Origin of the sequence: Streptomyces turgidiscabies Car8, from assembly GCF_000331005.1 — a bacterium.
In the GTDB taxonomy this organism is placed as follows: Bacteria; Actinomycetota; Actinomycetes; order Streptomycetales; family Streptomycetaceae; genus Streptomyces; species Streptomyces turgidiscabies.
In genome coordinates this window covers 16,771-40,199 of record NZ_AEJB01000556.1, presented here as the reverse complement: position 1 = coordinate 40,199, position 23,429 = coordinate 16,771, and the positions used below count along the sequence as shown (strand labels likewise).

The following is a 23,429-nucleotide window of genomic DNA, read 5'->3' as shown; positions in this document are numbered from 1 at the left end:
TTGTCCTGTGGGCTCAGGCCCGCTCCACGGCGAGCCTCCCGCTGGCCCGGCGCGTCGCCCGTACCCGGTGGGGGGTGAAGGGCGCCCGCCGCGGCCCCCTGGTGCTGCCGAGCGGCCCGGGCTGGACCGGCCGGTCCGACCCGGGGATGCCGTGGCCCACCTCCCTGAAGGATGCCCTGGACACACTGGAGGCGCTGTACAGCGGAGACGCTTACACGACGGGCCGGTGAGACCGTCCGCGGTGGGAGCGGTGGTCTCAGGGGTCGCAGGGGACACCTGGCGACTCAGTCCAGGCCTCGGGCCTGCTTGAAGCGGTCGAGCCCGTCGGACAGGCCGACGATCGGGTCCGGGTAGTCGACGGCGGCACGGTCCAGGCCGCGCAGTTTCCACGGCTCGTGCACCGCCGGGCCTGCCAGCGACCGCAGTTCGGGTACCCAGCGCCGCACGTACGCGCCGTCGGGGTCGTACCGCTTGGACTGGGTGACGGGGTTGAGGACCCGGTTGGGCCGCGAGTCGGTCCCGGTACCGGCCATCCACTGCCAGTTGAGCTGGTTGTTGGCGATGTCGCCGTCCACCAGCAGGTCCAGGAAGTGCCGGGCGCCGACCCGCCAGTCGACGTACAGCGTCTTGGTGAGGAAACTCGCGGTGAGCAGCCGTCCCCGGTTGTGCATCCAGCCCTCGTGGCGCAGCTGGCGCATCGCGGCGTCGACGATCGGGTAGCCGGTGCGGCCCTCCTTCCATGCCTCGACGTCTTCGCGCGCCTGTCGTTCGGACCGCCAACGGTCGTGCTTGGTGCGGTAGTCGGCGGTCGCCGAGCCGGGGCGGGCCGCGAGGACCTGTCGGTGGAAGTCGCGCCAGGCGAGCTGCCGTACGAAGGCGTCGGCGCCCGGTCCGCCCGCGCGGCGGGCCCGGTGCACGAGTTCGACGGCGGAGAGCGTGCCGAAGTGCAGATGCGGCGAGAGCCGGGAGGTGGCGTCGCCGGCCAGGTCGTCATGGCGGTCCTCGTACGACGCCACCCCGGCGCGCAGCCATGCGGCGAGCCGGGCGCGGCCCTCGGTCTCACCACCGGCGGCGAGCCCCTCCGAAAGCCCCGGCAGGCCGCTCCCGGACGGCAGGGGATCGGACTCGACGCCGTCGGGCACCCGTACCGTCCGCGGCGCCCCGAGCGGCTCCCGCAGCGGGTGCTGCGACCAGTGCCGGAAGTACGGCGTGAAGACCGCGAAGTGGTCGGAGTTGGCCGGAACCACCGCCCCCGGGGCGACGGCGACCGTCACCGTGTCGTGGACGTGCAGCCGTACGCCGTCGGCCTCCAGGGCGCGGCGCAGCCGGTCCTCCCGTCGGCGCGCGTGACCGCTGACGTCGGCTGCCATGTGCACCTCGTCGGCGTCCACCTCGGCGGCGACCCGGCACACCTCGCGCACCAGGTCGCCGTGGCGCAGGACCAGCCGTCCGCCCCGCTCGCGCAGACCGGTGTCGAGGTCGTGCAGGCAGTCGGCGAGGAAGGCCAGCCGGTTGGGTACGGCGAACCCGGCGCCGTCCACCGCCGGGTCCCGCACGAACAGCGGGACGACCGTGCGGCTGTCGTCCAGGGCGGCCCGCAGCGGCGGATGGTCGTGCAGACGCAGGTCGGCGGTGAACAGGACGACCGAGACGTTCATGGTGCGCACTCCGGGGAGCAGGAGGAGGGACGGACGGGCGGTGCCCGCTGGTGACCACTTCCGGGTGTGGGCACGCATTGGATGCGCGCCGGCGGCACCCGTGTTCCCGGGACACGGGCCATATCACCACATATGCGCCATTACCTTCGCGGCACGTGGCCGCCTGCCACCCGTCACGGCCGCTTCTGCCGCATGGAATTATGGTTACGGTCTCTTGACGACCCCCCGTGTGACCGGTCACCATTCCCCTATGAATGTGACCGGTCACACGAGACGCTCAGTGAGTATCCGGGATGTCGCCAGCGCTGCCGGAGTCTCCTACCAGACCGTCTCCCGGGTGATCAACGACCATCCCAGCGTCAAGCCGTCCACCCGCGACAGGGTGCTCGCCGCCATCGACGAACTCGGCTTCCGGCGCAACTCCACCGCGCTCGCCCTCGCCAGCGGACGCACCCGAACCGTGACCGTCCTCACCTCCAACACGACGCACTACGGCTACGCCTCGATCCTCCAGGGCATCGAGGAGGCCGCCCGTGCCGCCGCGTACACCGTCGGTGTCGGCGTCCTCGAATCGGCCGACGGCACCGACGAGGCCGCCGTCGACGCCCAGGTGCAGCGGGCGGCGGACGCGGGTGGCGGACTGATCGTGATCGCGTACGACCCCGCCGGTGTGCGGGCCCTGGGCGCCGTCCCTGCCGAACTCCCCGTCGTCGGCGTGGTCGAGACCCCCGCGAGTCCGCCCGGCGGCGACCGCCCCTGGGTGTGGACCGACGACCGCGAGGCCGCCTACGAGGCGACCCGGCATCTGCTCTCCCTCGGCCACGAGACCGTGCACTACGTCGCCATCCCGTCCAGCACCCGGCGCACCAGCGCCCGCACGTCCGGCTGGCAACAGGCGCTCAGGGAGGCCGGAGCTACCGAACCCCGTCCCCTGCAAGGGGGTTGGGGTCCGGCGGGCGGTCACGCGGCGGGCCTCGAGCTCGCGAAGGACACCGCCGTCACCGCGATCCTGTGCGGCAACGACGACCTCGCGCTCGGGGTGATCCGGGCCCTCCACGAGATGGGCCGCACTGTCCCCGGCGAGGTGAGCGTGGCCGGCTTCGACGACGCCCCGCACTCCGCCTATCTCACCCCGACGCTGACGACCGTACGCCTGGACTTCACGGGCCTGGGCCGGTCCGCGTTCGCCCTGCTGCACGGCGTACTGGAGGAGTCCGCGCCGATCGCCCCGCACCCCGTCTCCGTACCGGAGCTGGTGGTGCGGGAGAGCTCGGGACCACCGCCCGGACGCGACTGAACCCGCGCCCGCTTCAGCTGTTCCTCTCCGCACTCGCCGCCCGCCCGGCCCCGCCCCCCGCTCGCCTCTCCCCCGTCGTCCGTCCCCCACCTGCTCCGCCCGCTCGCACCTTCCCGGCCGGACCGCTGGATCGTGCCCGGAAGCACCAACGGAGCCGTCACATGACCGGAGGTCCCTCAGCGTGAGCCCCCGCACCCCCACGCGAACCCGCACCAGATCCCGTACCGCAACCGTCCTAGCCACAGCCGTACTTGGAGCAGCCGCCATGGCAGGCACCCTTCCCGCCGCAGGACCCGCGGCAGCTGCGGATCCGCAGCGCGTCACCGTCGACCTCGGCGCGTCCGAAGGCCCGGTGATGCTGGGCGCCAACGGCACCCTGTACGGGCTCAGCGACGACGGCGTGCCCAGCGACGCCATGCTGGCCCCCTTGAAGATCACCAGCATCTCGCAGAAGCCGGAGGGCGGCGCCCAGCACCCCAACGGCGACGCCCTCACGGTCTCCAGGTCGTTCTTCCGCAACGGCGGCGGCGAGATCAACGTGATGATGCAGGACATCTACGCGAAGTGGCCCTACGAGGACCTCGGCATCGAGGACTACCTCCCCAAGGTCGACAAGATCGTCAAGGAGGTGTCGGCCGACCCGAACAGCGAGCACTTCGTCTACATCCCCTTCAACGAGCCCGACCAGATCTGGTACAACCTCGGCACCTCGGACCAGGCGCGGTACGAGGTCAACCGCGACCGGTTCTTCAAGGACTGGAAGACGGTGTACGAGCGCATCCGCGCGATCGACCCGGACGCCAGGATCGCCGGCCCCAACGAGTCCGGCTACCACTCGCGTCTGCTGACGGACTTCCTCGCCTTCGCCAAGCGGGAGAACGTCCTGCCCCAGGTCCTGACCTGGCACGAGTTGGACTCCAGCTCACTGAAGAACTTCCAGGGAAACTTCGACAACTACCGGTCCATCGAGCGTCAACTCGGCATAGCGCCCCTGAAGATCAACATCGATGAGTACGCCAACCGCCGCGACCTGTCCGTGCCGGGCCAACTCGCCCAGTGGGTCTCGATGTTCGAGCGCAACAAGGTGTACGCCAACCAGGCCTACTGGGACGCGGCCGGGAACCTCGACGGCAATGTCGTCCGCAGCAACATCCCCAACGGCGGCTGGTGGTTCTTCCGTTGGTACGCGGGACTGACCGGCGACACGGTCAAGGTGACCCCGCCGCAGGCCGACACCGTCGACACCCTCCAGGGGCTGGCCTCGTACGACAGGAAGCGCCGCCAGGCGCAGGTCCTGCTCGGCGGCTCGGCCGGTGACGCCGACGTCGTCGTGCGCAACGTCTCCCGGTCCGCCTTCGGGCGTACGGTCACGGCGACCGTCGCCGAGGCCGCCTGGTCCGGCTACGAAGGGCAGCACGCGGCGCCCCGCGTCCTCGCCCGTACGAAGGTGAAGGTCGCGGCCGACGGCACGGTGACCGTCCCGCTGCGGGGCCTGCACAAGATGTCCGCGTACCGGATCGTCCTCACCCCGGGCGGCTCCGGCACCCCGTCCGCCGCGTCGGTCCCCTGGTCGGCGTCGTACGAGGCCGAGGACGCGGCCATCACCGACGGCAAGGTCTACACGCAGGGCACGGTCAGCAATGCCAACGGCTACGCGGCATCCGGCACCAAGGACGTCGGCTCGCTCAACCAGGCCACCAGCAAGGTCGACTTCACCGTGGACGTGCCCGCCGCCGGGACCTATGACCTGGCGATCCTGTACGGCAACCAGTCCGGGACACCGGCCACGCAGAAGCTCTCCGTCGACGGCCAGGCTCCGGTCACCGTCTCCTACCCCTCCACCGAGAACTGGACCTACCGCGCCAAGCAGGACGTCATCGTCGACCTCCCGGCCGGCAGGCACGTGCTGACGCTGGCGAAGGGCGACGCCGAGGTCACCCTCGACCGCGTCGACCTGACCGCCCGTACCTCCGCCGTCCCCTCGGCGTCGTACGAGGCCACCCTCGCGGACATCAGCGGCCGGCCGTCCTACGACTACTCCTCGTCGGCCGGGGTCGGCACGGGCTCTCTCGTCCTGCGCTCCGGTGACAAGGCGGTCTTCGACGCCTACGCACCGCGCGACGGCTACTACTCGGTGGTGCCGCGGGCCTCGGCGCCGGTGCGGCTGGAGTTGCACGGCCAGAAGGTGACCGCGGTACCCGGCAAGGCTCTGCGGCTCTACCTGGTCGCGGGCAACAACCGCATCGCGCTGACCGCGAAGGCCGCCTCCGTCCGTTCCCTCGACGTCTCGGGCAACGGCTCGACCGCCGGCACCCTCTCCTACGAGGGCGCCTCGGCAACCCTGGCGGGCGGCGCCGAGCTCGTCGACTCCGCCTACGCGTCCGCCGGTTCCTACATCGGCCGGCTCGGCAACAGCGCTGCCGGCACCGCCGAGTTCACGGTGAAGGCGCCCAGGTCGGGCCGCTACATGCTGGTCATCAGCTACGCGCACAACGAGCGGCGCGACAACGGCCACTCGTACAACACGGACATCATGTCCCGTACGGCGGACCTCACGGTGGGGACGAGCGCTCCCCGGACGGTCACCTTCAAGAACACCTGGAGCTGGGACGACTACTGGACGGTGGGTGTCCCCGTCGACCTCAAGGCGGGCTCCAACAAGCTGACGTTCGGGAACGCGACCGCGTGGGCCCCGAACATCGACCGGATCGAACTGGGCCGGATCATCGGCTAGTTGGCCGACTCCGTCGCAGGGCCGGGCCGGATCTCCACGGAGATGCGGCCCGGTTCCATGTCGGGGCGGCCGACGCGGCGGTCAGAGATTCGCGGCCAGCGGGTCCAGGAACGTCAGCACGGAGGCGTCCTCCTCGATCAGCGGGACGAGGGCCGCGTTGAAGGGGCCGCCGTACGGGGCGTTCAGGTGGGCCTGGAAGGCGTCCTCGTCCCGGTACACCTCGAAGATCCAGAAGGCGCGTGGGCTGGCTGCCTTGGTGTAGACGTCGAAGGTGAGGTTGCCTTCTTCCTCGCGGACCTTCAGGGCGTAGTCCCCGATCATCCGGGCGACCTCGTCCTGTGTTCCTTCGCGGGCGGTGAACTCTGCGAGCAGGGTCTTCTTCACGGTGCGTGTCCTTGTGGTGGCTGTCGGGGCGGGTGGCGTTGTGTCAGTCGTGGGTGGAGTCGAGGTGCCAGACGGTGGCCTTGTCCAGCGTCACCGAGCCGTTCTCGGCGAAGACCCGCACTCCCTGGCTGGCGGGGTCGGGGAAGATCTGGTCGGTGATCACCGCTTCGCCGTCGCCGCCGAACACCTCGACGGACGACCAGTCGACGAGGATCCTCAGTTTGATCTTGCCGTTCGCGGCCTTCAGGGGCGCGGTCTGGATACCGGGGAACGTGCTGTTGAAGTCCACGGCGCCGGAGTGGGTGCGGTCGACGTACAGCTCCTGGGTCGTGGTGTCGTAGCCGATGACGGTCTCCTCGCCCGCGGCGCCCGTGCGCACCTTGAGCCCGAAGCGTTCGGCGTCCTGGAGGGAGAAGGTGGCCTCGATGTCGAGCGCCTTGCCTTCGGCGGCGGGACCGACCAGTGCCGTCGACGTGTTCGTCACGGTGGCGGCGGTGGCGGTCGCCGGGGATGCCTGCCGCAGGGACTCCACACTGTCCACCGGCTCGCTGGTCAGCCGGACCCGGCCGTCGACGGTGCGCAGCGCCATCCGGCGGGGGATGCTCTGCGCCCCGCGCCAGGGGGAGGTGGGGACGGCGCCGGCGTAGTCCCAGTTGCTCATCCAGCCGATCATGTACCGCTCGCCGTCGGGGGCGTCCTCCCAGGAGACGGCCGCGTAGTAGTCCTTGCCGTAGTCGGCCCAGTCGGCACGCTGCACGACGGACTTCGCGGGCACGGAGGCTGTGGTGAACCGGTCGGCGAGGATGTGGCCCCAGCCGCCGGTGTTCATGTCGACGAGCTGGATCCGAGCCTGCTTGCCGAGGTACGGGCGCATGTCGAAGGAGGCCCAGTCCAGGGTCTCGCTGTCGGAGCCGGTCGCGCTGCGGACGACCTGGCCGTCGACGACCAGGTTGACGGAGGTCTCCTGGGCGCCGGGCTGGGCCCGGGTGTCGGACAGCACGATCTGGTCGGCGTTGATGTGGCCCCAGCTGCCCGTGTTGTCGTCGACCACCCTGATCCGCGCCTTCTTGCCGGCGAGGTCGCTGACGTCCCAGGAGGCCGTCTCGAGTGCCTCGGCGTCCTTCCCGGTGGCGCTGCGCACGACCTGGCCGTCGACGAGGAGTTCGAGGGCGGTGGGGCCGGCGGCGCCGACGGGGTGGTTGCCGCCGCCGATGAGGAAGTTGACGTACCGCTTGTCGAGGGTGAACTCGGGCGAGGTGAGGGTGCCGGTGGTGGCGTCGCCGTTCAGGAAGGTGTTGACCAGGCCGCCGCCCTGGAAGCCGGAGACCTGCTGCTGGCCGGGGAGGGTGCCGGTGGCCGGTGCCGAGCCGAACGCGGTGCCGGTCGTCGTCCAGCCGCCGTAGGTGCCGCCGTCGAAGTCGGCGAGGATCCTCCCGGGCCGGTGCGGGTGCCGGCCGCCGCCGACCTTGAAGTTCAGATAGGGGCTGCCGACGGTGAAGGCGGGCGAGGTGAGGGTGCCGGTGGTGGCGTCGCCGGAGTGGAAACTGTTGGCGAGGCCCTGGCCGTCGAAGCCGGAGACGGTCTGCTGCCCGTCGAGCGTCCCGGCCGCCGGTCCCGCGCCGAACGCGGTGCCCGTGGCCGTCCACGAACCGAAACCGGTGCCCTCGAAGTCCTGCACGACGGTCCCGGCGGGCGGGGTGTAGGTGCCGTTGTCCTCGGCGGTGAACTTCGTGCCGTCGAAGTCGCCGACGAAGTACTGGGCCGCCGAACCGCCCGCGATGCCACCGGGGTTGATGTTGACGACCAGGACCCACTTGATGTCGTCCGTGTCCCCGTCGACGGCGAGGGGGAACAGATCGGGGCACTCCCACACACCGCCCGTCGCGCCGGCCGGGCCGAACTCGCTGAGCTGCGTCCAGTCCTTGAGGTTCTTGGAGGAGTAGAACCGCACCTTGTGCTCGGCGGACAGGGACACCGTCATCAGCCAGCTCCTGGTCGGCGCGTACCACTGGACCTTGGGGTCGCGGAAGTCTCTCGAGCCGATGTCGATGACGGGATTGCCCTGGTACTTGGTCCAGGTACGGCCGCGGTCGGTGCTGTAGGCGAGCGACTGCGACTGGATGCCGGTGGACGTGTTGTGGCTGGTGTAGACCGCCACCATGGGCGGGTTCTCCGTGGTGCCGAAACCCGTGGTGTTGTTCTCGTCGACGACCGCGCTGCCGGAGAACACCATCTCCTTGTCGTCGTGCGACAGGGCGAGCGGCAGTTGCTGCCAGTGGACGAGGTCCGTGCTCACCGCGTGCCCCCAGGACATGTCGCCCCACGAGTCGCCGTTCGGGTTGTACTGGTAGAACAGGTGGTATTCGCCCTGGTAGTACACGAGTCCGTTGGGGTCGTTCATCCAGTTCTTGTCCGGGGTGAAGTGGAACTGGGGACGATAGGTCTCGGAGTACGGCGGGGGATCGGCGGCCACGGCCTGGGGGGCGAGCGGGGCGGCGGACAGGGCGCAGACGGCCGCCGCAGCGGTCATCCGCACGCGGACATGCCGGGATACGCGTCCAGAGCTCATGGTGTCTCCTGTGCTGCGGCCGTCCGCGCAGCACAGCCTGCGGCGGGCGGTCCGAAAATGTGACGCCCCGGCCGGCGATGTCGTCCACACCGCCGACCAGAGGGTGTCAACGATGACTTGTGTCAACGCTGACATCGAGTGGCCCGATGATGAGCGTCATCCGGCCGATGCGTCAACTGTTCTGGCTGGATTGCCCAATTGGGGCCCGGTCGGCGGTCAGGCGTGATCGGCTGTCGCGAGCTGTTCCAACTGGTCGTGCCACGGCGGATTCGGGCCGGCGACCGAGCAGGTCAGGGACGCGACCCGGGCGGCGAACCGGCAGGCTTCCGCGACATCGTCGGTACCGAGCCCGGTCAGTCGGCCACCGAGGAGTCCGCGGGCGCCGAGGTGGTGCAGCAGGCCGGCGGTGAAGGAGTCCCCCGCCCCGACCGTGTCGACGACCCGCGTGGTCACCGCGGGCACCCGCAGCCGTTCACCGTCGAGTGAGGCCAGGGCTCCACCGGCGCCGAGCGTGATCACGACGAGCCGTACTCCCGCCGCATGCCAGGTGTCACACGCCTCCTCGGGCGCGGTGCCCGGCAGAAGGAGTTCCAGGTCGTCCTCGCTCAGGCGCAGGATGTCGGCGAGCGCGCACCAGCGGGACAGCCGGGCGCGGTAGACCTCGGGGCGCACCAACAGTGGCCGGACATTGGGATCGATGCTGATCGTGGCCCCCCCGGCGGCTGCCGCCACGGCCAGGAACTCCTCCACCACCGCCCCGCCGGGCTCACGGACCAGTGCCAGCGATCCGGTGTGCAGGCAGGCCGTTTCGGACAGGTCCACCTGCGCCAGTTCCGCCGCGGTCCACTGCCAGTCGGCCGTGTTCTGCGCGTGGAACGAGAAGGCGGCCTGCCCTGCCGCGTCCAGTTCCGCCACGGCCAGCGTGCTGGGCTCGGCGGCTGCGACGGCGTCGGACAGGTCTACGCCGGACGCCTCCAGGTGGGCCCGGAACAGCCGGCCGAACACATCGCCGGACAGCCGGGCGAGGAAGCGGGCCGGGGTGCCGAGGCGGGCCAGGGCCACCGCCGTGTTCGCGGGCCCTCCGCCGGGCAGCACCCGCAGAGCGAGTTCGTTCGAGGCGCCTTTCGCCGGTTCGGCGAAGGCATCCGCGACGCACTCTCCCAGAACAGTGATCTGACGCGGGCTCATGGGCTGCTCTCTCTCGGAAAAGGCTCGGACCTGCTCGGACGCGCCCGGACGGCAGGGAACGGCGGCCACGAGGGAGGCTCGGCGGCCCGCCGTGACCGGCTGTTCGGAGGCGGTGCCGGTGGACGTTGCTGATTTGTGACGGGTGGAAGGCATTGACGTTGCCGGGATCCGGAGTCCATCATCCTCGCCAGGCAGTGTCAACGATGACATAAGTCAACGATGACACCTCGGGAGGCATGTGCTGATCCCAACCCCAGTGCCGCCCGCTATCTCACAGGAGTCGATCATGTCTCGCACCACTCGCCTGTCCTCGTCCCTCATCAGAGCAGCCGCGGTCACCGGGGTCGCGGCGCTCACCCTCACGGCCTGCGGGTCCGGTTCCGGATCGAGCTCGTCGAGTTCCGGCTCGGGCGAGGTCAAGGTCGGTCTGATCACCAAGACCGACACCAACCCGTTCTTCGTGAAGATGAAGGAGGGCGCGGAGAAGGCCGCCAAGGAGAACGGCGTCCAACTCTCCACCGCTGCGGGCAAGTTCGACGGGGACAACGCCGGTCAGGTCACCGCCATCGAGAACATGGTCGCCGCCGGGGTGAAGGGCATCCTGATCACTCCGAGCGACTCCAAGGCGATCGTGCCCGCGATCGCGAAGGCCCGCGCCAAGGGCGTTCTGGTCATCGCCCTGGACACCCCGACGGAGCCGGAGAGCGCGGTCGACGCCCTCTTCGCCACCGACAACCTCAAGGCCGGTGAGCTGATCGGCGAGTACGCCAAGGCCGCGATGAAGGGCAAGACGGCGAAGATAGCCGCGCTCGACCTCGCGCCGGGCGTCTCCGTCGGCATCCAGCGGCACGACGGCTTCCTCAAGGGCTTCGGCGCCACCGAGAAGGACGTCGCGTGCGCCCAGGACACCGGCGGCGACCAGGCCAAGGGCCAGACGGCGATGGAGAACTGCCTCCAGAAGGAGCCTGACATCAACGTCGTCTACACCATCAACGAACCGGCGGCCCTGGGCGCGTACACCGCGCTGAAGAACAAGGGGCGGGAGAAGGACGTCCTGATCGTCTCCGTCGACGGTGGCTGCACCGGCACGCAGGCCGTCAAGGACGGCAAGATCGCCGCGACTTCGCAGCAGTACCCGCTGAAGATGGCCGCCGAGGGAGTCAAGGCCGTCGTGACGTACGCCAAGGGCGGCAAGAAGGCGTCCGGTTACACCGACACCGGCGTCACGCTGATCAGCGACAAGGCACAGGACGGGGTCGCGTCGAAGGACACCGCCTACGGCCTGGAGAACTGCTGGGGCTGAGCGGGGCGCTCCGCTGGGGGCGCGGTGTTTTGCTGCGGGCCCGGTGTGGCTGGTCGCGCAGTTCTCCGCGCCCCTGTCGGGGGCGCTCTCGCGCCACCCGACTTCGCCAGACCCCCCTCGTTCCCCCGTCCGCCGACACGGACATCTGTCTTCCGACAAGGACTTCGCATGACAGCCACGACCACGCCGTACTCCGAACTCAAAGCACCGACGACGGCACGCAGACTGCTCACGGCGCCGACCACCGGACCCCTGGTCGCCCTCGTCCTGGCCTGCGCCTTCTTCTCCATCTCGACCGACCAGTTCCTGACCGGCGGGAACTTCTCGCTGATCGTGCAGCAGGTCATGGTCGTGGGCACCCTCGCCATCGGGCAGACCCTGATCATCCTCACCGCGGGCATCGACCTGTCGTGCGGCGCCGTGATGGCGTTCGGCAGCATCGTGATCGCCAAGATGGCCGCCGAGGGCTCCTTGCCCCCGCTCCTCGCCATCGCCCTGGGCCTGGTGGTCTGCGGTGGGTTCGGGCTGCTCAACGGGCTGCTGGTGCAGAAGATCCCGCTGCCGCCGTTCATCGTCACCCTCGGCATGCTCAACGTGGCGTTCGCGCTGACCCACATCTACTCCGAGGAGCAGACGGTCACCAACCTGCCCGGCCCGCTGACCGCCCTCGGTGAGACCTTCCCGATGGGTCACACGGACATCACGTACGGCTCCCTCGTCACCATCGCCCTGTTCCTCCTCCTCGCCTACGCGCTGAGCAACACCGGCTGGGGCCGCCACGTCTACGCCCTGGGCAACAGCGCCGAGGCCGCCCGGCTGAACGGCATCCGCACCTCCCGCCTCACCATCGGCATCTACACCGTGGCCGGCCTGCTGTACGGGATCGCCGCCGTGCTGCTCATCTCCCGTACCGGTGTGGGCGATCCGCAGGCCGGGCAGACCGACAACCTCGACAGCATCACCGCCGTGGTCCTCGGCGGCACCAGCCTCTTCGGCGGGCGCGGCTCGGTGCTGGGCACCTTCATCGGCGTCCTCATCGTCGGGGTGTTCCGCAACGGCCTGCAGCTGATGGGCGTCGCCTCCATCTACCAGACCCTGATCACCGGGGTCCTGGTGATCCTCGCGGTGACCGTCGACCAGCTCTCCCGGAAGAAGGCCCGATGACCGCCACCTCCTCCCCCACGCCCGTGCTGCAGGCCCGAGGTCTGGTCAAGCGGTACGGCCAGGTCACCGCCATCGACGGCGCCGACTTCGACCTGCTCCCCGGCGAGGTCCTCGCGGTCATCGGCGACAACGGCGCCGGCAAGACCAGCCTCATCAAGGCCCTGACCGGCGCGGTGACGCCGGACGCGGGCGAGATACGGCTGAACGGCGAACCCATCACCTTCTCCGGGCCCCAGAGCGCACGCGCCCACGGCATCGAGACGGTGTACCAGGACCTCGCCGTGGCCGCCTCGATGGACATCGCCTCCAACGTGTTCCTCGGGCGGGAGCTGCGCCGCCCGGGCGTTCTCGGCAGTGTCTTCCGCATGCTCGACAAGAAGCGGATGCGTCAGGAGGCCGCCGAGCACATGGCCGACCTGAAGATCGGTCTGCGCTCACTGACACAGGCGGTGGAGACGCTTTCCGGCGGACAGCGGCAGGCCGTGGCGGTCGCCCGGTCCGTCGCCTGGGCCAGCAGCGTCGTCGTCATGGACGAACCCACCGCCGCCCTCGGCGTCAAGGAGTCCGGCCAGGTGCTCGACCTGATCCGCCGGGTCCGGGACAAGGGCATGCCGGTCGTGCTGATCAGCCACAACATGCCGCACGTCTTCGAGATCGCCGACCGGATCCACGTGCACCGCCTCGGCCGGCGCGCCGCCGTGATCAAGCCCTCCGACTACTCCATGGCCGAGGTCGTCGCCATCATGACCGGCGCACTCACGGTCGACGAGGCCGGAGATACTGTCGTAGCGGATTCGGAGGCCGCGAAGGCCGCCGGAGTCCAGGCCACCTGACAGAACAACCCTCGCTCTCGCAGTTGCCGGCCGAGGCCGCGGCCGCAACCGAGAGCCCTCAGGAGACGGTTTCCTCCATGGCAGCGAACCGCCGCCCCACCCTGGCCGACGTCGCCCGCGAAGTCGGTGTCAGCGCCAAGACGGTCTCCCGAGTCCTCAACGAGGACGGGCCCGCCTCCGCGCAGACCAGGGAACAGGTACTGGCCGCAGTGGCCAAGCTCGGCTTCCAGCCGAACCTGATGGCCCGCAACATCCGCGTCGGCGGCCCCGACACCACCATCGGCCTGGTCATCCCCGACCTCGCCAACCCCTTCTTCGGAGCCGTGGCCCGTGCCATAGAGGACACCGTCCGCGAGCGCGGACTGACCCTGCTCATGGGCTCCTCCGCGGACGACCCCGAGCGCGAACGCGCCCTGACGGACAAGTTCCTGGCCCGCCGGGTCAGCATCCTGATGGTCGTGCCGTCCGTCGGCGCCGACCACTCCCACCTCAAGTCTCACCGTACGGCGGGGCTGCCGGTGATCTTCCTCGACCGGCCCGGAGTCGGCCTCGCCACGGACAGCATCGTCAGCTCCAACCGGGCCGGCGCCCACGACGGCGTCGCCCACCTCGTCGCCCACGGACACCGCCGAGTCGGCTTCGTCGGTGACCTGCCCCTGAACCTGTACACCCGACGCGAACGCATGGCCGGCTACCGCTCGGCACTGCAGGAAGCCGGCATTCCCCACGACCGCTCGCTCGTCACCAACGCCCATGACCAGCGGGGCGCCGAGGCCGCGACCGCCCAGCTCCTCGGCCTGGCCGATCCGCCCACGGCGCTGTTCGCCGGCAACAACATCATGGCCATGGGCACGGTCGCCGAACTGGCCCGCAGCAGGCGCAAGGACGTCGCTGTCGTCGCCTTCGACGACGTGGCTCTCGCCGAGGCGCTGGAGCCGGCTCTGACGGTCGTCGCCCAGGACGCGGAGGAACTCGGCAGGGCGGCGGCGACCACCGCCCTGGCCCGCCTGGACGGCGACCGCACCCGAGCCCGAACCGCCACCGTCCCCACCCGCCTGATCGTCCGGGGGTCGGGCGAACTCCCTGTACCCGTACTCCAGGGGGCGTGATCTGGAGCCGGTGTGGTGGGGTGTCCGATGCCCGATGCCGAGGTCGGCGAAGACGCAGGGCCTCCTGACGCCCGGGTCGCGTCGCGAACCGGAGCTGACAGGAGGCCCTGTGTGAGCGGGCGTACAGCCGCTCAGTTGATGCGGACGATCTTCCAGAGCTGGTCGTCGACGTTCACGTCGGTCCACTGGACGACGCCCGCGCCGTTGCTGGTGGAGGACTGGGCGACGCCGGCGTTGAGGCCGCTGTTGACGTTCTTGAGCTTGTAGTAGCCGTTGCCCGCGTCGGTGAGGGTCCACTTCTGCGAGTTGGCGGTGGAGGCGGTGTTCTGGACGACCACGGCTCCCGCGGTGGTGGAACCGCTACGGATGTCGAGGTTGAGGTTGCTGTTGGCGTTCCTGATGGTCCAGGCTCCGCCGCTCGCCGACTGGAAGGTGAACAGCTGGCAGAGACAGGCGGAGTTGTCCCACTGGCCCACGGCCGTACCGGTGGCGGTGGAGCCGGCCGGGATGTCGAGGTACTTGCCGCTGTTCTTGTTGACGAGGACGTACTGCCCCGTCCCCAGCGGCGGCAGAGCGGTCTGCGTCAGGTTCCAGCGCTGGCAGGCGCAGCCGGTGTCGCCCCACTGTCCGGCGGTGGCACCGACAGTGGTGGAGGCGCTCGGGATCTCCAGCAGCTTGCCGGTGACGCGGTTGGTGATGGTGTAGCCGCCGGCGGGGTTGGGGGCGACGGCCCATTCGTGGTCGAGGGTGCCGTTGTCGTCCCACTGGAGGACCTTGGCGCCGTTGGCGGTGGACTGGTTCTCCACACCGAGCACCTTGCCGCTGGCCACGTTGAAGATCTTGAAGAAGCCGGAGGGCTGCGCCGCGAAGCGCCACTGCTGGTCGGTGGCGGTGGTGGCGTTCTGCTGGGTGGCGCCGGTGCCGTTGGCGGTGGTGCCGCCCGCGATGGTCAGCCTGAAGTTGCTGTTGGCGTTCGACACCGTGTAGGTGGCGCCGTCCGAGATGCCGCCGCCCAGGTCGATGGTGGCGTACGTGACGGGGTTACGGACGTTGCTGCCGCCGCTTCCCCCGCTGAGCACCAGCAGGCTGTGGCCGTCGGCCAGGGGCAGCAGGCCGCGGCTGTAGCCGCCGACGACTGCGGAGTTGATGCGCGTCCAGGTGTCGGCGGCGCCGCCCGCGGTGTTGAGGAACAGGTCGCCGGTGCTGTAGGCGCTGACGACGAGGGTGCCGTTGGGCCCGCCGGTGGGCAGCCAGGTGATGTACGGGGTGCTGGTGGGGACCGTGCCGTCGGTGGCACGCAGGGGGATGCCCGTGACGGAGTCGAACGCCTCCGGGTCGGCGGAGATCTTGTAGTAGACGGCGAAGTTGCCCGCGGCCGAGCCGCCGTACTCGTACGTCATGACGTAGTTGCCGCCTGGCAGCTTGGCGACGGTGGGCATGCCCGGACGCTGGCTGTAGGTGGGCATCGCCACGTCGTTCACGACCGGGCCCCAGGTGCGGCCGTCGGTGGAGACCTGGTGCACGACCTTCTGGCCGTAGGCGGAGTCACGCTGGTCGGAGTAGTAGACGATCAGCTTGCCGTTGGCGTAGAGGAAGAACGGCTCCCACACGGGGGTGTTGCCGTTACCGTTCGTGTCGAAGGCCGGGCCGCCGGTGGCGATGTTGCTGACGAACGTCCAGGTCAGTCCGCGGTCCGTGCTCGCGTAGACATCGATCTTGATGGCGGAACGGTCGGCGGGGACGGACGCTCCGGCGGCCAGGATCGTGCCTGCCGGGAAGTCACCCATCGCTGCGGGGAGTTCGAACAGTTCGGGCTCCCATCGCATGCCCCAGCCGTTCTGCGTGTCGGCGACCTCGGAGATCTTCGTCCAGGCGTTGCCGTTGTCGGTGCTGCGATAGATCGGGAAGACCGGTGTGCCGGTGGTGTACTGCTCGAACGTCGACAGGATCGTGCCGTTGGCCGAGCCGTTGTGCTGCAGACGCAGTTCTCGCGGGTAGAACGACCCGGGCGAGGGAGCGTTCGACGGCGGCGTGTACATCGTCTGCGACGGACGGGCCAGTGCGTCCGCCCGGCCCGCGGCGGGCAGCAGCAGTGTCGCCACCGCGGCGAGCAGGGCGAGTACGGCCGTCAGGAGGAAGAGGGGACGGGACTGCGGAGCGACGCCGGGTCTGGCGCCTGTCTGGGCAGGGGACATTGCGGCTCCTGGGGGAAGGGATGAGGAGTGTGGTGGGTGTCCATGACCGCCGCCGGCCACCCGCCGGATCGGGCCCGGCGTGGAACGGCGGAGTGAGGGACGGGTGACGCCGGCCGGCCCTGACAGCGGCCGACGTCGTGGTGAGAACGGCTCCACCGGACCTCAAAGTACGAAGGTCCTCGGAGACGGAGGTGGGGCTCACGCGTGGGTCCTGTGCCACACGTGGCCGAGAAGGTGGTTCAGATGGTGCTTATGGTGCGGGGCACCGGCTGCCTCCGGTGGGAGGGCGGGGGCGCGGTCGAGCCGCGGACGACGAGTTCGACCGGTGGTTCGCTCGCCGCGGGCAGGTCGGTCTCCGGCTCCTCGATGGCGTGCACGAGCAGCCTGATCCCCTCCCGTGCGGCGGCGTCGAAGGGCTGCCGGGCCGTGGTGAGCGGAGGGGTGACGTAGGCGAAGACGGGGTTGCCGTCGAAGCCGACCACGCTGATGTCCTCCGGTACCCGGCGGCCCGCCTCGCGCAGGGCGTGGATCAGGCCGATGGCCATCTCGTCGCCCGCCACGAAGACGGCGGTCACGGAAGGGTCCTCGGCCAGTTCGCGGCCCGCGGCGTAACCGGATTCGGGTGACCAGTCGCCGTCGAGCACGGGAGCTTCGGGCGCGCCCCGCGCCGCCAGCGCCGCACGCCAGCCGTCGATACGGTCCTTCGAGGCGTACCAGCGTCCCGGGCCCGCGAGATGGCGCACGGTCGAGTGCCCCAGGTCCAGCAGGTGATCGGTGGCCGCTCGCGCCAGTTCGAAGGCGCCCACACCCACGCTCAGGGTCCGAGCGGAGGTGAAGGCGGGCGGCGCGCCCAGGAAGAGGACGGGCACGTCGATCCTGACGGAGACCTCTCCTTCCACGATGGGCTCGGAGACGACGATGCCGTCAACTCCCTGTTCCAGGAGTGACAGCACCGCGCCGGCGATGCCTTCGGGGTCGCCGTCCGGCGTGTTGACCACGCGGAGTGCGTAGCCGGCGTCCCGTACGGCCTTCTCCACGCCCACGAGGAGCATGGCGGTTCCGTACCCGGCCGTCCCGAGGGCGACGACACCGATGGAACGGCTCCGGCCCGAGGCCAGTGCCCTGGCCGCGTGGTTCAGCCGGTATCCGAGCTTCTCGGCCGCCTCCAGGACGCGTTGGCGGACCTCGTCGGAGACGTACGGCTCGTTGTTGAGGACCCGCGACACCGTCTTGCGCGAAACGCCGGCCACCTGGGCCACGTCCACGCTGCGCGGCGCGGGGGAACCCGCGTTCCGCCCCACCACTCGTGTCATGAGAACTCCCGATGGCCGTGAGTATCGAACCAGGTCAACCGTATGACCGCGCGGTCACTGACCGCGCGGTCATGTCTAACCAGCCATAGGGCCACCCGTCAAGAGAAGGTGCCGGATTTCCTGCGCCGGGGACCGAATCGATGCACAAGGGACGATCCACCGGGCCACTTCCCCCCAGAGTCTTGACAGCGGGCCCTCGGAAAGTTCACTCTTCACCGCGTCAGCCGATCGGTTCTGTCCGATCGCGTTTGTTTCTGGTCGTATCGTCGACCGTTTCCCGTCATGCCCCCTTGAGCCGTTGCGCCACGCCCGGGCCATGACAGCCCTTCAGGAGCCGAAATGCGCCTTTCCTCCCTCGGTCAATCCATGTCCGACACCAGCCGTCGCACCGTGCTGCGCGGACTCGGTGGAGCCGCACTGATCGGTGCCGGTGTCCCGCTGCTGTCCGCGTGCGGCGGCAGCGGTTCCGGGACCGACGCCAAGACCGTCACCGTCGGCTCCAACGCCTCGGACGCCGTCCCGAAGAAGGCGTACGGCGACGTCTACGCGGCCTTCACGAAGCAGTCCGGGATCAAGGTCGACCTCAACATCAAGGACCACGGCACCTTCCAGGAGCAGATCAACTCCTACCTGCAGGGCACGCCGGACGACGTGTTCCAGTGGTTCGCCGGTTACCGGATGCAGTTCTTCGCGGCCAAGGGACTGGCCACCCCGATCGACGACGTGTGGAAGACGATCGGCGCCAACTTCCCCAGCGCCATGCACGACCTGAGCAAGGGTCAGGACGGCAAGTACTACATGGTGCCGCTGACCACCTCTCCGTGGGCGGTGTTCTACCGCAAGAGCGTCTTCCAGCAGTACGGCTACGAGGTCCCCACCACGTGGGACGCGTACATCGCCCTGTGCAAGCAGATGAAGAAGGACGGGCTGGTCCCGATCGCCTTCGGCGACAAGGACGCCTGGCCGGCGATGGGCTCCTTCGACCAGATCAACTTCCGCCTCAACGGCTACGACTTCCACGTCGAGTTGATGGCGGGCAAGGCCTCCTGGACCGACGCGAAGGTCCGCAAGGTCTTCGACACCTGGGCCGAGTCTCTCCCGTACCACCAGGAGGGCGCCGTCGGTCGTACCTGGCAGGACGCCGCCCAGACGCTGGTCGCGAAGAAGGCGGGCATGTACATGCTCGGCATGTTCGTGGCCCAGCAGTTCACCGACAAGGCGGACCTGGACGACCTCGACTTCTTCGCCTTCCCCGAGATCGACCCCGCGCACGGGCAGGACACCGTGGAGGCGCCGACCGACGGCATCATGCTCAGCAAGAAGCCCAAGAACCACGCCGGCTCCGTCAAACTGCTCGAGTTCCTGGGCACTCCGCAGGCCGAGGAGATCTACCTCAAGGCCGACCCGAGCCTGATAGCCGCCTCCACGAAGGCCGACACCTCCGCGTACAGCACCCTTCAGAAGAAGGGCTACGACATGATCGCGCAGGCGAAGCACCTCACCCAGTTCATGGACCGCGACAGCCGCCCGGACTTCACCTCCACCGTCATGCAGCCCGCGCTGCAGAAGTTCGTCCGCGACCCCAAGGGCATCGACGGCATCCTGTCGTCCATCGAGCGCCAGAAGAAGGCGATCTTCGCCTCCTCATGAACACCGACATCCTCACGAAGTCCCCGGAGGCGGCTGCCGAGCCGCCCCGGGGCGTGCCCTCGAAAAAGCGGCCCGCGCAGGGCCACCGACGCCTGCTGACCCGCCGCGACCGGCTCACCCTCGGCCTGATGGCCGGTGTGCCGACGATCCTGCACGTGGCCCTCGTCTGGGTCACCGCCCTCGCGTCCATCGCGCTGGCCTTCACCACCTGGGACGGCATCGGCTTCGACTCCATCAAGTGGGTCGGGCTGCAGAACTTCCGTGAACTCTTCGAGAGCAACCCTCAGTTCTGGCCGGCCGTCCAGCACAACATCATCTGGTTCGTCGTCCTCATCCTGATCCCGACCCCGTTCGGGCTGCTTCTCGCGGTCCAGCTGGACAAGAACATCCGGTTCAGCCGGGTCTACCAGACGGCGTTCTTCCTGCCGGTCGTGGTGTCGCTGGCGGTCACCGGTTTCGTCTGGCAGCTGGTCTACAACCCGGACACGGGCCTGATCAACAGCCTGATCGGCGCCAACAAGCCCGGCCACTACATCGACTGGATCGGTGACCCGGACCTCAACCTGTGGGCCGTGCTCGTCGCCGCCTGCTGGCGGCACACCGGCTACATGATGATCCTCTACCTGGCCGGCCTCAAGGGTGTCGACCCGTCACTGCGCGAGGCCTCCTCGCTGGACGGTGCCAACGAGTGGCAGACGTTCAAGAACGTCATCTTCCCCACTCTCCGACCCACCAACACGGTCGTCCTCGTCGTCACGATCATCGAGGCCCTGCGCGCCTTCGACCTGGTCTTCGTCTTCAACAAGGGCGCCCAGGGCACCGAACTGCTGTCGATCCTGGTCACCAACAACATCATCGGCGAGTCGAGCCGGATCGGTTACGGATCCGCCATCGCCGTCGTCCTGCTGGTGATCTCGCTCGTCGTGATCATCCCGTATCTGATCTCGACCTTCCGGAAGGAGCGGAGCGCATGAGCACCCCCATCGTCACGGTGCCGCTGAAGCAGCGCACACCGGTCCGCCCCAGCCGGGTCCTGCTGCACACCTTCCTCGTCGTCACATCCCTGGCCTGGCTGGCACCTTTGCTGTGGGCACTGTTCGCGGCACTGCGCCCCTACGCCGAGACCAGCGACAAGGGCTACGTCTCCTGGCCCGACAAGCTGAGCCTCGCCAACTTCACCAACGCGTTCACGCAGTCGGACATGCTCCACTACTTCGGGAACACGCTGATCATCGCCATCCCGGCGGTGCTGCTGACGCTGTTCCTGTCGTCGATGGTCGCCTTCTACGTCAGCCGCTTCGACTTCCGCATCAACCTGTTCCTGCTGCTCGTCTTCACGGCCGGCAACCTGCTCCCCCAGCAGGTCATCATCACCCCGCTGTACCGCATGTACCTGCTCATCGACCTGCCCGGGATCACCGCCTCGGGCAAGCTGTACGACTCCGCACTCGGCCTCGTCCTCATCCATGTGGCGTTCCAGTCGGGGTTCTGCGCGTTCGTCCTCGCCAACTACATGCGCTCGCTCCCGCACGAGCTGACCGAGGCCGCCCTCGTCGACGGCGCCTCCGTCTGGCGCCTGTACTGGCAGATCGTGCTGCCGCTGTGCAAGCCCGCGATGGCGGCTCTGGGCACCCTGCTCTCCATCTGGATCTACAACGACTTCTTCTGGGCGATCGTCCTCATCTCCACCGGCGAGAACATGCCGATCACCTCGGCCCTCAACAACCTCTCCGGCCAGTACTTCACCGACCCCAACCTGGTCGCCGCAGGCGCGCTGCTGACCGCGATCCCCACCCTGATCGTGTACTTCACACTCCAGCGCCAGTTCGTCAGCGGCCTGACCCTGGGCGCCAACAAGGGCTGACAGCCCCTGACGCACCATCACCCCCCATCCTCGATCTCCCGGAGCCCCACCCATGAGTACCGCACGCCCCCTCCGCCTTCCCGGCATCGTCTACGGCGGTGACTACAACCCCGAGCAGTGGCCCGAGGAGGTCTGGGCCGAGGACATGCGCCTCATGCGCGAGGCCGGGGTCACCATGGTCAGCGTCGGCATCTTCTCCTGGGCACTGCTCGAACCGGCCGAGGGCGTCTACGACTTCGCCCGCATGGACCGCCTCCTCGACCTCCTCCACGAGAACGGCATCGCCGCCGACCTCGCGACCCCGACAGCGGCCCCGCCCGCCTGGTTCTTCCGCGCCCACCCCGAAGCCCTCCCGGTGGACAAGGACGGACGGCGCCTGTTCTACGGCAGCCGCCAGACGTTCTGCCCCTCCAGCCCCGCCTACCGCGAAGCCGCCCTGCGCATCGCCGGAGCACTGGCGGAGCGGTACGCCGACCACCCGGCCGTCGCCATGTGGCACGTCCACAACGAATACGGCTGCCACAACCCCGCCTGCTACTGCGACGAGAGCGCGGAGGCCTTCCGCACCTGGCTGCGCGCACGCTACGAGAACGACCTCGACGCCCTCAACAACGCCTGGGGCACCACCTTCTGGAGCCAGTGGTACTACGACTGGGCCGAGATCATCCCGCCCCGCGCGACCGCCGCGGTCCCCAACCCCACCCACCAGCTCGACTGGCGCCGCTTCTGCAGCGACGAACTCCTGTCGCTGTGCACCGCGGAGCGCGAGGTACTGCTCCGGGCGGCGCCGGACCTCCCCGCGACGACCAACTTCATGGTCCTGCGCACCTTCGACGCCCTCGACTACTGGCGCTGGGCCCCGGAGTTGGACATTCTCTCCAACGACCACTACCTGATGTCCGACGACCCGGAGGCGGAGCTCGACATCGCCCTCAGCGGCGATCTCATGCGATCCCTCGCGGGCGGCCCGTGGTTCCTCATGGAGCACTCCACGGGTGCCGTCAACTGGCAGCCGGTCAACCGGGCCAAGGGCCCGGGAGAGATGCGGCGCAACGCCCTCGCGCACGTGGCCCGGGGCGCCGACGGCATCGCCTTCTTCCAGTGGCGGGCCGCGAAGGCGGGAGCCGAACAGTGGCACTCGGCGATGCTCCCGCACGCCGGCACCGACAGCCAGACCTGGCGGGACGTGGTCCAACTGGGCGCCGATCTGCGGGCGTTGACCGAGGTGCGGGACTCCGACGTCGCGGCGCGGGTGGCGATCGTATGTGACTGGGACGCCCGCTGGGCACTGGAACTGCCTGCCCAGCCCAGCGGTGAACTGCGCTATCAGGACCTGGTGCGCGACTGGTACACCCCCCTGTGGCGAGCGGGCGTCGCCGTCGACTTCGTCCGCCCGGACGACCCCGATCTGGACCGTTACTCCCTCGTCCTGGTCCCGTCGCTGTACCTGGTGACGGAGGCAGCCGCGGGGAACCTCGCCCGGTTCGCGGAAAGCGGGGGGACCGTCGCCGTCGGCTTCCACAGCGGCATGGTCGACGAGAACGGGCATGTGTTCCTCGGCGGGTACCCCGGTGCGTTCCGCGAGCTTCTCGGCGTACACACCGACGAGCTCTTCCCGATGCTGCCGGGAGACCGGACGGGGCTGGCCGGTGAAGTACCCCCGGGCGCCACGGCCGACCTGTGGTCGGAGCGGGTCCGACTGGCCGGCGCGCTGGAGGTCGTCTCCTACGCCGACGGCCCGCTGACCGGCCTGCCGGCCGTCACCCGCCACGAGTACGGCACCGGCGCCGCCTGGTACGTGGCCACCCACCCCGATCCGGACACTCTTGCCGCCCTGCTCGACCGGCTGTGTGAGGAAGCGGGGGTGGCTCCCGAGCACGAGGCGCCCGCCGGCATCGAGGTCGTCCGGCGGCGCGGCACGGAGGCCGACTTCCTGTTCCTCATCGACCACGCCGGTAAGGGTGCCGAAGTCGCCGCCGAGGGGGTGGAACTCCTCACGGGCGTCCAGGTGACGGGGACCGTCACCGTCCCCGCCGGCGGCGTCGCCGTCGTCCGGGAGCCGCACGACACGACGTCCTGACTCTCCCACCGTTGGACCCCGCGAACTCCGTCCAAGCCCCGACGATCTTTGTCCATGGACGGGTTCACCTCCGGGAGTTGACGGTGGA

The 23,429-nt window shown here is 69.4% G+C and carries 16 protein-coding genes and 1 pseudogene; 11 read left to right on the top strand and 6 right to left on the bottom strand.

The genetic code is table 11. The features are described from left to right. Positions 1 to 230, top strand: a pseudogene (locus tag STRTUCAR8_RS39940) (transcriptional regulator); the annotation flags it as partial. Between the two features lie 54 nt (positions 231 to 284). Here the strand turns inward: STRTUCAR8_RS39940 and STRTUCAR8_RS39935 are convergent. Then, positions 285 to 1,658: a cryptochrome/photolyase family protein gene (locus tag STRTUCAR8_RS39935; protein ID WP_006382055.1), complete on the bottom strand. Its 1,374-nt coding sequence runs from the start codon at positions 1,656 to 1,658 to the stop codon at positions 285 to 287. A 250-nt stretch (positions 1,659 to 1,908) separates the two neighbouring features. On the opposite strand from STRTUCAR8_RS39935, the gene STRTUCAR8_RS39930 reads away from it, so the two are divergent. Together STRTUCAR8_RS39930 and STRTUCAR8_RS39925 are read left to right on the top strand one after the other, a co-directional pair. Next, positions 1,909 to 2,955, top strand: coding sequence for a LacI family DNA-binding transcriptional regulator (locus tag STRTUCAR8_RS39930; RefSeq protein ID WP_044473696.1), 1,047 nt, complete (start codon positions 1,909 to 1,911; stop codon positions 2,953 to 2,955). 265 nt (positions 2,956 to 3,220) lie between these two features. Further along, complete coding sequence (locus STRTUCAR8_RS39925) at positions 3,221 to 5,689, top strand: CBM35 domain-containing protein (protein WP_006382042.1); 2,469 nt, start codon at positions 3,221 to 3,223, stop codon at positions 5,687 to 5,689. Between the two features lie 81 nt (positions 5,690 to 5,770). On the opposite strand, the gene STRTUCAR8_RS39920 is transcribed toward STRTUCAR8_RS39925, so the two are convergent. The 3 genes from STRTUCAR8_RS39920 to STRTUCAR8_RS39910 all read right to left on the bottom strand — a co-directional run bounded on the left by STRTUCAR8_RS39920 (position 5,771) and on the right by STRTUCAR8_RS39910 (position 9,830). After that, a complete protein-coding gene (locus tag STRTUCAR8_RS39920; RefSeq protein ID WP_006382048.1) occupies positions 5,771 to 6,073 on the bottom strand; it encodes a putative quinol monooxygenase in 303 nt (100 codons plus the stop codon). A 43-nt stretch (positions 6,074 to 6,116) separates the two neighbouring features. Then, positions 6,117 to 8,642 (bottom strand): glycoside hydrolase family 32 protein, encoded by a 2,526-nt coding sequence (locus tag STRTUCAR8_RS39915; RefSeq protein ID WP_006382073.1) that lies wholly within the window; start codon positions 8,640 to 8,642, stop codon positions 6,117 to 6,119. 216 nt (positions 8,643 to 8,858) lie between these two features. After that, the gene (locus STRTUCAR8_RS39910; protein ID WP_044473695.1) at positions 8,859 to 9,830 is read right to left on the bottom strand and encodes a carbohydrate kinase family protein; all 972 of its coding nucleotides are present in this window, start codon (positions 9,828 to 9,830) and stop codon (positions 8,859 to 8,861) included. Between the two features lie 286 nt (positions 9,831 to 10,116). On the opposite strand from STRTUCAR8_RS39910, the gene STRTUCAR8_RS39905 reads away from it, so the two are divergent. The 4 genes from STRTUCAR8_RS39905 (at position 10,117) to STRTUCAR8_RS39890 (ending at position 14,239) form a co-directional block, all read left to right on the top strand. Beyond that, a complete protein-coding gene (locus tag STRTUCAR8_RS39905) occupies positions 10,117 to 11,133 on the top strand; it encodes a sugar ABC transporter substrate-binding protein (protein ID WP_006382071.1) in 1,017 nt (338 codons plus the stop codon). A gap of 168 nt (positions 11,134 to 11,301) precedes the next feature. Then, entirely contained in the window at positions 11,302 to 12,297 is a 996-nt protein-coding gene (locus tag STRTUCAR8_RS39900) for an ABC transporter permease (protein WP_006382072.1), read from the top strand. Continuing rightward, positions 12,294 to 13,130 carry an ATP-binding cassette domain-containing protein gene (locus STRTUCAR8_RS39895; protein WP_006382049.1) on the top strand — a complete coding sequence of 279 codons (837 nt, stop codon included), beginning with the start codon at positions 12,294 to 12,296 and terminating at the stop codon, positions 13,128 to 13,130. The genes STRTUCAR8_RS39900 and STRTUCAR8_RS39895 overlap by 4 nt, the downstream gene beginning before the upstream one ends. Positions 13,131 to 13,207: 77 nt before the next feature. Next, positions 13,208 to 14,239, top strand: a complete 1,032-nt coding sequence (locus tag STRTUCAR8_RS39890; RefSeq protein WP_006382065.1) for a LacI family DNA-binding transcriptional regulator — start codon at positions 13,208 to 13,210, stop codon at positions 14,237 to 14,239. 131 nt (positions 14,240 to 14,370) lie between these two features. On the opposite strand, the gene STRTUCAR8_RS39885 is transcribed toward STRTUCAR8_RS39890, so the two are convergent. Then, complete coding sequence (locus STRTUCAR8_RS39885) at positions 14,371 to 16,434, bottom strand: RICIN domain-containing protein (RefSeq protein WP_006382056.1); 2,064 nt, start codon at positions 16,432 to 16,434, stop codon at positions 14,371 to 14,373. 239 nt (positions 16,435 to 16,673) lie between these two features. Beyond that, the gene (locus STRTUCAR8_RS39880) at positions 16,674 to 17,747 is read right to left on the bottom strand and encodes a LacI family DNA-binding transcriptional regulator (RefSeq protein WP_044473694.1); all 1,074 of its coding nucleotides are present in this window, start codon (positions 17,745 to 17,747) and stop codon (positions 16,674 to 16,676) included. Positions 17,748 to 18,086: 339 nt separating this feature from the next. Here STRTUCAR8_RS39880 and STRTUCAR8_RS39875 point away from each other — a divergent pair, with 339 nt between their 5' ends. From STRTUCAR8_RS39875 to STRTUCAR8_RS39860, 4 genes are read left to right on the top strand one after another with little or no spacing between them, the layout of a single operon-like run. After that, positions 18,087 to 19,397: an ABC transporter substrate-binding protein gene (locus tag STRTUCAR8_RS39875; RefSeq protein ID WP_006382052.1), complete on the top strand. Its 1,311-nt coding sequence runs from the start codon at positions 18,087 to 18,089 to the stop codon at positions 19,395 to 19,397. Next, positions 19,394 to 20,371: a carbohydrate ABC transporter permease gene (locus STRTUCAR8_RS39870; protein ID WP_006382059.1), complete on the top strand. Its 978-nt coding sequence runs from the start codon at positions 19,394 to 19,396 to the stop codon at positions 20,369 to 20,371. The genes STRTUCAR8_RS39875 and STRTUCAR8_RS39870 overlap by 4 nt, the downstream gene beginning before the upstream one ends. Continuing rightward, positions 20,368 to 21,261: a carbohydrate ABC transporter permease gene (locus STRTUCAR8_RS39865; protein WP_006382061.1), complete on the top strand. Its 894-nt coding sequence runs from the start codon at positions 20,368 to 20,370 to the stop codon at positions 21,259 to 21,261. Before STRTUCAR8_RS39870 ends, STRTUCAR8_RS39865 begins: the two co-directional genes overlap by 4 nt. 52 nt (positions 21,262 to 21,313) lie before the next feature. Continuing rightward, the gene (locus tag STRTUCAR8_RS39860; protein WP_006382050.1) at positions 21,314 to 23,341 is read left to right on the top strand and encodes a beta-galactosidase; all 2,028 of its coding nucleotides are present in this window, start codon (positions 21,314 to 21,316) and stop codon (positions 23,339 to 23,341) included. The last annotated feature ends 88 nt before the right edge of the window (positions 23,342 to 23,429 follow it).